At 70.0% G+C, this 12919-nt stretch carries 11 protein-coding genes; 6 read left to right on the forward strand and 5 right to left on the reverse strand.

The window, feature by feature from the left end; all coding sequences use genetic code 11:
• Window positions 1-8 precede the first annotated feature (8 nt).
• The 4 genes from AB0D66_RS22050 to AB0D66_RS22065 form a co-directional block, all read right to left on the reverse strand.
• The gene (locus AB0D66_RS22050; RefSeq protein ID WP_362305969.1) at window positions 9-518 is read right to left on the reverse strand and encodes a hypothetical protein; all 510 of its coding nucleotides are present in this window, start codon (window positions 516-518) and stop codon (window positions 9-11) included.
• 43 nt (window positions 519-561) lie between these two features.
• Complete coding sequence (locus AB0D66_RS22055) at window positions 562-2055, reverse strand: hypothetical protein (RefSeq protein WP_362305972.1); 1494 nt, start codon at window positions 2053-2055, stop codon at window positions 562-564.
• 103 nt (window positions 2056-2158) lie between these two features.
• Window positions 2159-2488, reverse strand: a complete 330-nt coding sequence (locus AB0D66_RS22060) for a helix-turn-helix transcriptional regulator (protein ID WP_362305975.1) — start codon at window positions 2486-2488, stop codon at window positions 2159-2161.
• Window positions 2485-3561 carry a site-specific integrase gene (locus AB0D66_RS22065; RefSeq protein ID WP_362305978.1) on the reverse strand — a complete coding sequence of 359 codons (1077 nt, stop codon included), beginning with the start codon at window positions 3559-3561 and terminating at the stop codon, window positions 2485-2487. The genes AB0D66_RS22060 and AB0D66_RS22065 overlap by 4 nt, the downstream gene beginning before the upstream one ends.
• 571 nt (window positions 3562-4132) lie before the next feature.
• Here AB0D66_RS22065 and AB0D66_RS22070 point away from each other — a divergent pair.
• The 6 genes from AB0D66_RS22070 (at window position 4133) to AB0D66_RS22095 (ending at window position 11662) form a co-directional block, all read left to right on the forward strand.
• Window positions 4133-4654, forward strand: coding sequence for a hypothetical protein (locus AB0D66_RS22070; RefSeq protein WP_362305981.1), 522 nt, complete (start codon window positions 4133-4135; stop codon window positions 4652-4654).
• Between the two features lie 32 nt (window positions 4655-4686).
• Window positions 4687-5382, forward strand: coding sequence for a GNAT family N-acetyltransferase (locus AB0D66_RS22075; RefSeq protein WP_362305984.1), 696 nt, complete (start codon window positions 4687-4689; stop codon window positions 5380-5382).
• A 54-nt stretch (window positions 5383-5436) separates the two neighbouring features.
• The gene (locus tag AB0D66_RS22080; protein ID WP_362305987.1) at window positions 5437-5604 is read left to right on the forward strand and encodes a hypothetical protein; all 168 of its coding nucleotides are present in this window, start codon (window positions 5437-5439) and stop codon (window positions 5602-5604) included.
• A gap of 582 nt (window positions 5605-6186) precedes the next feature.
• Window positions 6187-8679: a helix-turn-helix transcriptional regulator gene (locus AB0D66_RS22085; protein WP_362305989.1), complete on the forward strand. Its 2493-nt coding sequence runs from the start codon at window positions 6187-6189 to the stop codon at window positions 8677-8679.
• A complete protein-coding gene (locus AB0D66_RS22090) occupies window positions 8676-9260 on the forward strand; it encodes a terminal protein TpgA1 (RefSeq protein WP_362305992.1) in 585 nt (194 codons plus the stop codon). Before AB0D66_RS22085 ends, AB0D66_RS22090 begins: the two co-directional genes overlap by 4 nt.
• Before the next feature lie 41 nt (window positions 9261-9301).
• On the forward strand, window positions 9302-11662 hold the full coding sequence (locus AB0D66_RS22095) for a Helicase associated domain protein (protein ID WP_362305995.1): 2361 nt from the start codon (window positions 9302-9304) through the stop codon (window positions 11660-11662).
• Window positions 11663-12086: 424 nt separating this feature from the next.
• On the opposite strand, the gene AB0D66_RS22100 is transcribed toward AB0D66_RS22095, so the two are convergent.
• Window positions 12087-12917 carry a sugar nucleotide-binding protein gene (locus AB0D66_RS22100; protein WP_362305998.1) on the reverse strand — a complete coding sequence of 277 codons (831 nt, stop codon included), beginning with the start codon at window positions 12915-12917 and terminating at the stop codon, window positions 12087-12089.
• Window positions 12918-12919 lie beyond the last annotated feature (2 nt).

The following is a 12919-nucleotide window of genomic DNA, read 5'->3' on the forward strand; positions in this document are numbered from 1 at the left end:
CGTGTGCATCAGCTGGGCGAATCCGTGGGTTCGGCGGGAACCGTGGGGTGGGCTGCGAGGCGGCGGGCTTCGGCGGTGACCTCGGCATCGACCTGGTCCACGGTTCTGTCGCCGTATTCGAGGATGTCGTACTCGTCGTCGAGTTCAGCGAGGCGCTCGGTCAGGGGCAGCTCATGTCCGTGGCGCTGGTGAATCCGGAAGGTGAACTCCCGAGGCGTGAGCTCTCCGGCGAGCATGCGGCGTGCGAGGGCTCGGGCGGCGGCCTCTTGGCCGGCTTCGCTGGCGACCGGATAGAAGGTGAGGCCGAGTTCGTCGAGTGCTTCGGGAAGCAGGTGGTGGACGTCGTAGTCCGCCTCGGCGCGCGTGCAGGCGGCGAGGATGCGGAGGCCGGGGGTGTCGAGTCCCGCGACGAGCGCATCACAGGCGGCATTCACGACATCGCTCGCGCGGATTTCGCCCATGCTCCAGAGGGCGGCATGGTCTTGGAGAGCGATTGCTGCTGCTTCGGTGGACGTCACTCATCCATGATTCCCTTCATGATGCTTTCCGGTCGAGCAGATTTCATTGAAGGTGCTGTTCAGCGGCCTGTTCCAGCAGGGTTCGTGCGGAGTCCGCGTAGCGCATTGCAGTCTTCTCGTCGAGCCCGAAAACTTCCGCGAGATGGAGTGGGTCAGGCCCGTGGGTCAGGGCCTCTTCGAGCTGCCGGTCAACGCGAAGCCGCTCCAGGGTGGCGTCCTGCCCTCGTAGCGGAGCACTGATCCAGTGGTTGCTGGCCCGGCCGGTCGTATTGGCGGTCTGGTTGTTGATCAGCAGGTGGAGGTTCGCGGTGCTCGGCCACCGGCGGCGCCGGTGATCCAGCCAGCCCATCAGGAGCTTCAGGGTGAGGTCGTCGAGAGGCCGGGCCCGTCCGGCGATGGTCAGCCGGCGGTTGCCGAGATCGACATCGTCGAGCATGAGGGCGGCGATCTGGGCGACCCGGGCGGCGTGGACGGCTGCGAGGGCGAGGACGAGCCGCGCCGCCGGGGTCATCGCAGCCGCGACGGAGTGCTCGACCTGATCGGGGAGGAGCGGTTGCAGCACGGCGTACTCGTTCTGCCCGACCTTGATCCGGCTGGTGGGGTTCCGGAAGATCAGCCCCTGCCGTTTGGCCCAGGTGAACAGGGACCGCAGGGCGACGAGCTGGTCACGCCTCTGGTGCCCGTGCAGCCTCTTGACGTGGGCGAGGACGTCATCGCGGGTCACCTCCCGTAGGTGGTCGTAGCGGTTCGACCACTTCAGCAGGGCTGGCCGGACGTGGTTGAGGGAGAGCCAGACCGTGCCCTCCTTGCGCGGGAGGCTGCGAGGGCCGCCGTCGCGCAGGGCTCGGGTCCAGCGCTCGGCTTCCGAACCAATGCCGGGTGCGAGCCCTTCCAGGCGTCCGACGAGCCAGCGCTCGAAGGATGGCTCGCTGTCGTCCTCGAAGATCCCCATCTCCTCCAGGACTGTGACGATGTGGCCGACGGGCAGGTCCAGGGTCCGCAGCGGGGAGAAGATCTCCGTGTGCCGGATGACGTCGCCCTCGACGTGACCGGTGAGGACGACGGCCAGGCCGCGGTTGACCGCGAAGCGGATGTTGCGTCCCCAGCCGCGTGCCTCGGCGAACCGGTGGGCGAGGTACTTCGCCCAGGCAAGCCACGGGCTGGCCAGGTCGGCGTCGGCCGGGTCGAGCCGATCGAAGCGCCGGGGGATCTGCTCGAACAGCGGCGGCTGCCGCCAGCCGGGGTCGGGATGCCAGGTCGGCGCGGGAGGCGGTTTGCGCGGGGGGCCACGCCGTCCTCCCTTCCGCCGGGCTGGAGGCGTTGGCCTTCTGCGGTAGTGCATCCCCACGAAGAACAGCTGCTGGTGCCGGACGGCGGCAAGCCGCTCCCGCACGTCTTGCCCTTCTGCCGCCTGGCCGTCGGCTGTCTTCGCGCCGAGGCGGGCCTGGCACCAGCACAAACGACAGTAGTCCCACTTCAACGGCTGGACGCGACGGCAGCCGGCGCATTCCGCCGCGTCGTGCCCGCGGCCGAACATGTAGCAGGTGTGGCAGAGCCGTCCGCGGAAGTCGCCCCAGGCCAGGCAACCAGGGCAGGAGCTGGTCGGCTTGACGTAGCCCTTCGGGAAGCGTGCCACGGGCTCACTCCGGGGGCAGCGACCGGCCGTCCCGGCGCTTGGGGATCACCTTCGGCGCGGCGGTCCCCGAGCCGACAGCGACCCGGACCGTCTCCTCCTGGCCGGGGCGGTGTACCTTCTCCGGCTCGGGGATCAGGAGGTCGCCAATCTCGCAGCCGAGGACGACGCAGATGACGTCCAGGTCCTCCATCTTGAGGGAGACCGGCTGGCCGGACCATAGCCCGGACATCTTCCCGGCCGAGATGACCAGGCCGTGCTCGGCCAGGCTCCGCTGGAGCTCGGAGGCTTTCCAGATCCCCTTGTTCGCGGCGGTCAGCCGCAGGTTCCACTTCATCGCAGAAGCCCTTCCAGCCGCTTCGCGGCCCGCTGCTGCCCGGCCACCCAGGCGTCCTCGACCCGAGTCTGCTGGACATGGACGTATCGCATGGTCGTAGCGATCCAGGAATGTCCGAGGACTTCCTGGATCGCGATCAGGTCGAGTCCGCCGAGGTAGAGCTCGGACGCACAGAAATGCCGCAGGACGTGCGGGGTGAGCTTGTCGCCCCAGCCAGGCAGATGTGCTGTGGCCGCGGCCTTGAGACCGCCGCGCAGGGCATCGTCGCCGACCCGGCCCGAGGAGCCGTCGGAGCATCTGCGCTCGGAGGGGAACAGCGGGGCGCCGGGTCGGGTGTGGTCGTCGTCGAACTGGCCCCAGACGTCCTCGATGAACCATCGCAACGTGCGGTCGGCGCCGTTGATCAAGGGGACCATCCGCTCGCGCGGACCCGAGCCCCGGGCGCCCTTGCCGTGGCGGACGTGGAGCTTGCCGAAGCGGCCCAGGTCCCACTTGATGTCCGCCAGATCGAGCTTGCACGCTTCGCTGACCCGCAGCCCGACCTGGGACATCAGCTTGGAAGCGGTGTAGTTTCGGGCAGTCGGGGCGAACTTCCGGCAGGTCGCCAGCTCGCCGCCCCAGCTGGCGAACAGCGTCTTGACCTCCGGCCCGGACGGCGGAATCCGCAATGCCGCGTCCTTCGCGCCGCGCGGCCGGTTCATCTCGTCAATCGGGCACTCGATCACCCGACCGGTCATCCGGTGGATCTCGACCTTGTGCCGCAGCTCCAGGAACAGGAAGTACGTGGTCAGCGCCTGAGAGCGCCCCAGCCGGGTGCCGCTCGGCGAGGCCCGCAGCACCTTCCCGAAGTACGCGTCGGCGTCGGGCGGCTCCATCTCCCACAGCGGCCGGCCGAACCAGGACCGCATCTGCTCCAGGTGCCCGACGTCTCCGCGGATCGTGCCGTCCGCCAGCCCCGCCGAGGCCCGCGCCAGCACGAACCCCGCCAGCACGTCGGTCTCGAACTGCTCCAGTTCCTCCGCCGTGGCCGGCGGCCGGACATCGCGCAGATCCCGTACGACAGCCAGCGTCAACCCGAGCCTCCTCACCTTCAGCACGATCGTGAACCGATCGGACACGGTGAGAACGCTTCAGGAATCCCGAAGTTACGTCAGCCCGCGAACTGCTGCGGGAGAGAGGACGAACCGCCTGGCCACGCAGTTGAGGACTCGTGAGGGCTCAGAGCAACCCACGGGATGTCGCACAGAGTTTGGCCAATGTCGAGTCAAGTGGGTTCGACGCCCATTTTTGATTTCTTAAGTCTATGAATCTATGTAGTCTGTGGATGTCGCCAAGGGCACGGCGGTCATCACCGCCGCCCGCTGGCCGGCATCCGACGGCACGCCGGTCCCCTTGGACCGCGCCGCCCCTTTCCCCTTGTTGGGAGCTTGAAGACGTGAAGCGAAGCCTACGCCGTCACATAGAGGCCACCATCAACGAGTCCTGGAACCCCCGCCACGAGAACAGCCGCGGTCAGGTCGCGGTCGTCCTGTCGTTCCCCGAGCCGCATTCCCCGACGCTCCGCAGTGGAGCCCCGGGATCGACTTCACCGCGACGGCAGACGAGTACGCATGGCGCCGGGACAACTCCGACGGCACCTCGACCGTGGTCGTCGCGGGGGTCGGCCCCAAAGAACGGCCCGCCGCCGACGGTGGCCCGTGGACCGAACCGGAGATCTGGACGGCGACCGCACCGAGTGGCGGCACCTTCATGGACAGCGGCGCCATGTGGGACAAGCCCCACCGCGTCACCTGGCTGCTCGACGAGCCCGAAGCGGTCATCCACCGCGAGCCGTATGCGGGCCACCCCTCCGCAGCGGTCCATGACTACTGGGAAGCGTTCGAGGCGAAATGGGGCTTCGTCCCGCGCCGGATGCACCGGGGCGCCTACCCGTACACCGACCACCGCCGGTGGGCCGTACTGCACACCGAACCGGCATGGAAGGACAGGCCCGGCGAAGTGGAGTTGCTGGAGACGGCGGTCTTCCTCGCCCGAACCTTCGGGGCCAAGGCCAGGGCGTACGGCTACGACCCGCAGCGCCGCACCACCCGCGACCCGATGGGCACCTCCTACGACCACACGCTTGAAAGCGTGCTCCGCCGTGTAAACCCCTTCACCCGCCGCTGACCGTCGCCCGCCACTTCCGGGAGTCCTCCACCATGTCCTCTTCCCTTCCCACCCTCGGGTCCGTACCGGACACCGCCCCGTTCACGATCCGCGTCGCGGGCCACGCCGACACCACCGCCTATATGAACCTGATCGCTCACGCCGACCCCCACGACCCCGACCCCTTCGGCCTCGCGCGGGACATCCTGGCCCGGCACCCCGGACGGCCGCTCTCCCACCACCGGGACCTGTGCCTGCTCGCCGAGGACAGCACCGGCACCGCCGTGGGCGCGCTGCTCGGCGGTGTTCCCAGATGGGTCCTCGAACACCCCGGCATCGACACCCTGGCCCTGACCGACCGGATGATCTCGCACCTGGGCATGATCCACGCCGTGGCCGTCCACCCCGACCAACGTCGCCGGGGCATCGGCCGGGCCCTGATCCAGCGTGCCGAAGAGCGGTTCACACAGGCGGGGTACGGCGTGATGACCCTCAACCATGCCCCGGAGTTGGACGGCTACTACCGCAGTTTGGGGTACACCGTGGACGACGCGCTCCTCGTACACCTGCCTCCCCAGCGACTCATCGGCATGACCGCCGACGACACCCGTATGTCGGCCAAGCCGCTGCGCCCGTCGGTCCGTCTCGCCGAAGTCCCCGGCGCACCCCACCGGGTCATCACCAGCCTCCTGCCCGGAGCCTCACTCCCGCCCAGCGCCACCTTCGACGGGACCCGCCTCCAGTACTGACCCAGCCGGGCCCGGCCGACGGCGGCCGGGCCCGGGAATCGAAACGAGGCCCCCGTGCCCCACCTGCACATCGCCGAGCGCTGCCTCCACAGCGACACCAAGCGCAACCTGTGCGACCACAAAGTCGCCTGGAACAAGTACCGGGTGCGCGGCGTACCGAGCGAGCCCTCGTTCTGCGAGACCGCCCGCCGCATCCAGGCCCAGGAGGCCACAGGCGGCTAACCGGTTCACACCTCCAGCGCCGCACTCCGCCGGCCGACACCGGCCCCGCTGCCCGTACGTAGTCGCCTCCACCACCACGACCTGAACACAGAACGAGGAACTCCCCATGCCCCGCTTTCGCTTCCAGCACCACAGCAGCCCCGAGACGTACGACGAAGCCCTGTTCTGCGCCTGGACGGCCTTGTGCGCCCGTCACGGCATCCCCGCTGAGCCCCGCTACCCGACCGGCGACGCGGAGCTGGATGCCTGGAGCGCCGTCCATGAGTACCGCGAACGCCCGCTCACGCAGATGACCCGGATCTCACTTCCGGCGCCGCTGGACGGCTGCGTCCCGGCCGGTACCGCTGGATCGCCCGGAAGTACTGGAGGAAGAATCCGATGCGGTTGTGGTGGATCGAGCACGTCTGGGACGAGGTCCGTGCCGAGTGGCAGGGCCGCTGGTCCTGAGCCCTGCCGCACGGGGATGGCCGTCTCCGCAGGGCGCCCGCCGGCCTGATGACGATCATCCCCGTGTGCATGGAGAGCCAGGCATCACAAGTTGGGATTGCGTTAGAATCGTGTGTGTTTCAGTAGGAGGGTGGCATGACCGAGCTCGGCAGCACCGAGGGCGACGCGCTGGCTCTGGCGTTGAGCCTGGGGCCCGTCCCGCCCATTCCGCCCCCGGCGGAGCGCGCCGAGCTGCGGGAAGCCTGGGGCTGGACCAAGCGGCAGCTCGCTGACTACCTGGGCGTCAAACGGGAGACGATCTGGGCGTGGGAGAAGCCCAACGCTCCCACTCCCCGAGGCGCCAAGGGGCAGGCGTACGCCCGTCTGCTGGACCGTATGCGCCGCCAGCTCGAGGCCACCGGAGCGGCCACCACGGCACATGAGGTCCCCGCGACCGAGGCGCTGCCGGTGAACAGCAGGGGCGCGGAGCCCGCCGCCCCGGCCGGGCCAGCCCCGGGGCCGGCCGCGGCCGTGCTTTTTGAGGCCCAGCCGCTTCCGATGGAACTTCCTGACGACGTGGTGGAGATGGAGGTTCCCGCACCGGACCCCGTCCCGGCCGTCCCCACCGGGCCGGTCCCGTTCGACGACCCCGACACGGTCCGGGACCTCCCGGACGGGAGTACCCGCAACTGCGTGCGCTGCGGCCAGCCCACCACCATCCTGGTGAGCGGCGAGCCGCGACACCTCCACACCGCCGCGACGGCCGCGATCGCTCCGCCGTGCTGGGCCACTGCCCAGCCGGCGGTCCCGGCTGCCGGGTCGGGGGCAGGCCCCGTCCGGCCGGACGTCACAGAACCCGCCCCCCTGCTCGCCGCCCCTACGCCCGCCGGGCCCCCTGCGCGCCCCGCGGCCCAGCCGGTCCCGGTCACCTTCCGCCGGGCCCGTCCCCGCCCGGCCGACGCGGCGTTCCCCGACGGACCGCTCGCGGTCCTGGAGGCCACCGACGGGCACCTGGTCGCGCACCTGGTCGACGGACGCGTGGTGAACTGCCCGGCCAGGTCCATCCCGGCCCTGGCCACCTGGACGCTCGACAAGACCCACCTCGGCAGCCCGAAGCTGCACCACCACGGATTCGACGGCGACCCCCTGATCGTGCTGACCGCAGGCGCGGCCGAGTACCTGGGACTCCCGTCCGCCCTCGAAGACCGCGCCGACCTGCGCCTCGACGCCAAGCACAAAGTGGTCAAGCAGATCACCAAGGCCGGCTGGGAGCTGCCCTACCGGGGCTTCGGACCGTGGCCGCGTGTCTTCCAGAGGGTCGAGCACGGGCGCCGATCGGTCCAGCTCGCCGTCCTGCCCTGGGACGCGCTGGAGAAGCGGGTGTGGGGCGACACCGTTGAGCAGCCCGCCCCCGAGGTCGCCCGGCGGCTCGGCCTGTACGCCGAGCGTGTCATCACCCCCCGCGGCACCACGGGCGTCAACAGCCACGAGCTGATGGCGTCGGTCCGCCCCAAGACCCGCGCGGAGAAGGACGAGGAGACCGGCACCTGGCGCTCCGCGCCCGTCGCCGGCTCGCTGCAGGGCCCGGTCGATCCCGCTCCGCCGGAGGCACTGGACGAACACCCCCTGGTCCACGAGCTGTTCCCCGACGGGCGGCCCCAATCGGAGGTCCTCAACGAGGAGGCGTGCCAGTGGGTACGCCCCTACGAGCTGATCACTCCCGAGGAGCGCGCCCAGCCCATGGTGGTGGGCCTGGACCTGATCACCGCGTTCCTGGCCGCCGCGAACAACGTGCGTGTCGGCCTTGGGCCTGCCGAGTTCGTCGAGCACCCGCGGTTCGACAAGCGCACCGACACCCCCGGCTCGTGGTGGGTCGACCTGTCCCACATTGAGGTCGACGAGCGCATGCCCAACCCGTTCACGCCCAGCGGGCAACGGCCGACCGGACCGGCCTGGTACGCGACCCCGACGCTCTCCTACGCCGTGGAGCTCGGCGCGACCGTCCAGCCGACGAAGGCCTGGCTCCGGCCGGACAACGGCCTGTACCTGACCCCCTGGTACGCGCGGCTGCGCGACGCCTACCTGGCCACGATGGCCGACCTCGGCGTGCACATCCCCACTAAGGGAGAAGAACTCGACGAGCGCGCTTTCCTGAAGGAGATGGCCCGGCACAAGCAGGGCGATCCCGGCGCCGTCGCGCTGCTGGCGGCTATCAAGGCCACGGCCAAGTCGGGTATCGGCAAGCTCCAGGAGCGGCCGCAGGGCGACTCGTACGTCGACGGGGAGCCCTGGCCGGCGCTGAAGAGGGCGCTGTGGCGTCCCGACATCCGCGCGGCAGTCCTGTCCCGTGCACGCGTCAACATGCACCGCAAGCTGATGCGGACGGCCGAGCTCACGGGCCTCTACCCGCTGGCGATCCTGACCGACTGCGTTACGTACGCCTCCCCTGGGCCCTCGCCGCTCGACATCCTGCCGCACACCGCCGACGGGAAGCCCGCCAAGGGAGCCTTCGCCCTCGGCGTGAGGCCCGGCTCGGTCAAGCACCAAGGCACAGAGTCCATGGCCTGGGCCCTCGAGCAGCTCGAGCAGGGCATCAACATCGCCAACTACATCGGCGGCGGGAACTCCGCCATCGACGACGGAGAGTGACGTACAGCATGGGCAAGATCGAGGATTCGCTCGACGCCGCGTTCGCCAACGCCGTCTCCAAGCCGATGCCCAAGTCGATCGGCGCGCGAGTCCGGTTCCTGCTGTCCAAGGAGAAGACCGACAACCCGGCCGAGGCCGCCCGGCTCCTCGCCGAGAAGCTCGGCTGCCACCAGCGCACCGTCGAGCGCTACCGCGACGACCAAGTGAAGAAGCCCAAGCCGGACATGGCGGGGAAGATCGAGGATCTGACCCGCCAGCTGTGGCAGCCCAAGGTCCGTGCCGACCGCGCGAAGAAGGCGGCCACGATCACCGGAATCCGGGTCGCCCTACGCGGCCGATTCGGGTTCACCGCAGCCCCGGGCACGACCAACGACCCGCGCCAGCGCCGGATCACCCGCACCCTGCCCCCCGAGTACGCCCAGGCACTGTTCAACGCCCGCCAGGCCGGCGCGAGCGAGGACGATCTCGGACAGATCCTCGCCGACGGCCTGGCCGAGGTGTACTTCACCGACGGCGGCACCCGCGCCCCCGGGCTGGCCGTCACCCTCGACGACCTGGACTACCTCACCGTCCAGTACTGACCTCCACGCCCCCCGCTCCCTTCAGAAAGGCACACCCCGCCGTGACCGCCACCGCTGCCACACCGCGCCGGCTGCGCCTGCGCTCGCACCAGGCACGCGCCGTGCACTGCGCGACGACAGCGCTGCGCCACGGCACCCGCACCACCGTCGTCGCCGCCTGCGGCACCGGCAAGACAGTCATCGCGGCCCGCGTCGCCCAGCAGGTCGTGCGCCGCGGCCACCAGCTCGTGCTGCTGCCCACGCTCGAACTCCTCGCCCAGACCATCACCGAATGGCGGGAGGCCGGACACACCGGCCCGGTCATGGCCATGTGCCACCGGCGCCCCGTCGTCCCCGGAGAACACGTCCCCTCCAGCACCCGTCCCGGCTACCTGGCCGCCTGGATCAACGACAACCCCGACGGCACCGTCTTCGCCCTCTACCAGTCTCTCAACAAGATCCACAAAGCCCACCGGGAGCACAACCTCGCCCCCTGGGCGCTGATCAGCGTGGACGAAGCCCACCGCACCAGCGGCTTCATCGGGAAGCAATGGGCTGCCGTCCACGACGACGAACAGATCCCCGCCGGCCGCCGCGCGTACTACACCGCCACTCCACGGATCTGGTCCGCCGGAGACGGCGAGGACCCCGCCCTCGTCGCGTCCATGGCGGTTACCCAGCTATACGGCGAGACCTCGTTCCGCCTCCCGCTGGCCGAGGCCATCGACACGCAGCTCCTGGCCGACTACCGCGTCGTCGTCCTGGAAGTCCACGAGAGCGAACTGCGCACCCGCCTGGGCCTGCCCGACAAGGCCGCCGAGGCCGAGCTGCGCGCCGCAGCCCTCCAGGTCGCCGTGCTGCGCGCCATGACACAGCTCGACCTGCGCCGAGTCGTCACCTTCCACCACCGCGTGGCCGACGCCCACGACTTCGCCGACACCTTCCAGGCCACCGCCCGGCACCTGGCCTCGCTCGACACCCCCGAGGCCGTTTTCCCGGACCCGGAGCAGCTGTGGGCCCGCGGGATCGACGGCACCCAGTCCAGCGATCTGCGCCGTTCCCTGCTGAACACCTTCGACGGCCAGCCCGAGGACGGCAGTACGCCGGCCGAGCGGACCGTGATCGCCAACGCACGCCTTCTGGGCGAGGGGGTGAACATTCCTTCGATCGACTGCGTCGTCTTCGCCGACACCAAGGACAGCGTCGTCGACACGGTGCAGGCCATCGGCCGAGCACTGCGGCAGCAGCCCGGCGCCGGGAAGAAGGCGACCATCCTGGTCCTGCTGTTCATCGCCCCGCACCAGGACGCGAACGACCTCCTGGACTCGCCCGTCTACAAGCCGCTGTGGAAGGTCCTCCAGGCCCTGAAGGCGCACGACGACCGGCTCGCCGATCGCCTAGCCGTTCCGCAGACCGCCACCGAGCGCACCGATTGCGACGACGAGGACGATCAGCCGGAACCGGAGCAGGACCAACGGCTCCTGATGGACCGGGCCTTCCCCGACGACACCCTCGCACTCGCACTGCGCCTGCGGGTCCTGCACCCGCGCGACGCCGCCTGGCAACGCGGGATGGCCTCCGCCGAGCAGTACTTCGCAGCCCACGGCCACCTCGACGTCCCCCAGCTGTTCGACGACGAGACCGGCCTCGCGCTCGGCCGGTGGATCAACTACGCCCGCCAGATGTACGCCAGCCACCGCCTGAGCCCGAAGAGAATCAAGGAACTCAACGCGATCGGCATGATCTGGGACCTGCGCAAGCAGGCCGCCGAGCGGGGCCTGGCCCACGCCCGTCTCTACGTGCAAGAACACGGACACCTTGCCGTACCCGCAGACGAGATGATCGGCGAGTACGCGTTCGGCCGCTGGCTGGTCAACTGCCGGCGCAACGCCCGGCAGCGCGCGGCCAAGGGCCTGCCACCCGATGCCGTTGAGACACAGCTGGCTGAGTTGTATGAATGGTGGAACCCGGTCTGGCCGGTCACCTGGCAGCGCGAGTACATCACTGCCCGCCGCTACAGCGAGGCCAGCATCAACCTCGACGACGTCCCGCGCGACTTCGTCACCGACGAGAACGAGCCCCTCGGGGAGTGGATCTACCGGCAGAGCATCGCCTTCGACGAACTCCACCCCGACCAGGTCCGCCTGCTGAGGGAGATCAGCATCACCCCGATTCAGCCGGCGCCGACCGGCCGGGAACTGCGCCAGCAGCGCCAGCTCGACCACGGCCTGGCGGCCGTCGCCGCCTTCCGGGCCCAGCACGGCGACGACGCACCCGTCCGCCAGCGGGACACGGTCATGGTCGCGGGCGAGGAGGTGAAGGTGGGCCAGTTCATCAACAACTTGCGCAAACGCCTGGACCGGCTCAGCCCCGAGCAGATGCAGCAGGCCACCGCTGCAGGGCTGGCACCGGCCAGCACCTGACCGAGGCCAGGTACGGGCCGGCCGGGCTTCCGCGTCAGCTTTCGGCGGGCGGCCGCAGCTGGCGCAGAACTTCGTCCTGCTCGGCGGCGGTCAGGCCCAAAGACGGGTCGTACATCCCCAGCGGCGGCACGTCGACGATGACCGGCTCGTACGCGAAGGGATCCCGCGCGGGTGCGGGCCAAGGACCGGACAGTGAAGGCTGGAGGGAGGTACGCGACTACACCGTACCAACCAGGTCGGGCAGCAAGGCCGGAGCGGCCTGAACCGGAGTGGTGCGCCTGGCGGCCGGGGCGGCACCGTTGAACCGTCACGGACCGCCGGCCAGCCTGAACAGCGGGACCAGAGCTCCGTCCATTTCGCAGGGTGCGGGGGCAAGGAGGAGGGCGAGGTCGAGCTCCGGGCCGCCGCCGCTTACCGCCGGCGTTTAGGCCGCCGAGGTGAGGAACTGGCGGCCGCCACGCAGCGTGGTGCGCAGTTTGCGCTGGGTTGCGCGGCTGTCGAGGCGGGCGTCGAGGGCCCCGGGGAGCGTGCTGTCGGCCCGTAGGCCTGTGGGCAGTTGCGATTCGTCGAGTCCATCGCGCCTGGCGATGAGTACGCCGAGTTCGTGACGGCTCAGGGCCTGGCCTCCGCCGAGGTGGTGGATGCCGGTTGCATCTCCCAACGCCAGTTCCAGGAGAGCTGCGGCCAAATCGCTCACATGGACTGGGCACCGGATGTCGTCCGTGAACAGGACACCGACGCGGGTACCGGCGGCTAGTTCGTGGACAGCGCGCTCGTGTTCGGACTGCCCGTCGCCGATGATCAGGGAGGTGCGTGCGACGACGGTGTCTGGATGTACGAGAAGGACCCCGGTCTCTGCCGCCGCTTTCGCTGCACCGTACGGGGTGATGGGATCGGGAAGGCAGGACTCGTCGTAGGGGACGTGGGAAGCGCCGGAGAACACGGCGTCGCTGGAGACATGGATCAGGCGACTCCCGGACTTCGCCGCGGCGATCGCCAGGCGGAGAGGTCCCTCGGCCGTGATCTTCCAGTCCGCCTTGCCGCTGGATGCGTTGACGACGACACGAGGGCTGACCTCGGCCACGACCGCTTCCACATCTCCGGGATCCCGTAGATCGAGGGCGTGCCAGGCGACCGCCCGGGTGCGCCCCGGCCTGGTCGCGTAGGTCGCGGCTGTCGTGTGTCCGGCCGCTACGGCTTGCCGAACCAGCTCGGCGCCTAAGAATCCGGACCCACCCACGATCAGAATCGTCATGG

Source organism: Streptomyces sp. NPDC048270 (assembly GCF_040652335.1).
Taxonomy (GTDB): domain Bacteria; phylum Actinomycetota; class Actinomycetes; order Streptomycetales; family Streptomycetaceae; genus Streptomyces.

Coding starts and splice junctions, on each gene's coding strand:
- AB0D66_RS22055 (WP_362305972.1), bottom strand. CDS start 2,055: ATGTTCGGCCGCGGGCACGACGCGGCGGAATGCGCCGGCTGCCGTCGC.
- AB0D66_RS22060 (WP_362305975.1), bottom strand. CDS start 2,488: ATGAAGTGGAACCTGCGGCTGACCGCCGCGAACAAGGGGATCTGGAAA.
- AB0D66_RS22075 (WP_362305984.1), top strand. CDS start 4,687: ATGTCCTCTTCCCTTCCCACCCTCGGGTCCGTACCGGACACCGCCCCG.
- AB0D66_RS22085 (WP_362305989.1), top strand. CDS start 6,187: ATGACCGAGCTCGGCAGCACCGAGGGCGACGCGCTGGCTCTGGCGTTG.
- AB0D66_RS22100 (WP_362305998.1), bottom strand. CDS start 12,917: ATGACGATTCTGATCGTGGGTGGGTCCGGATTCTTAGGCGCCGAGCTG.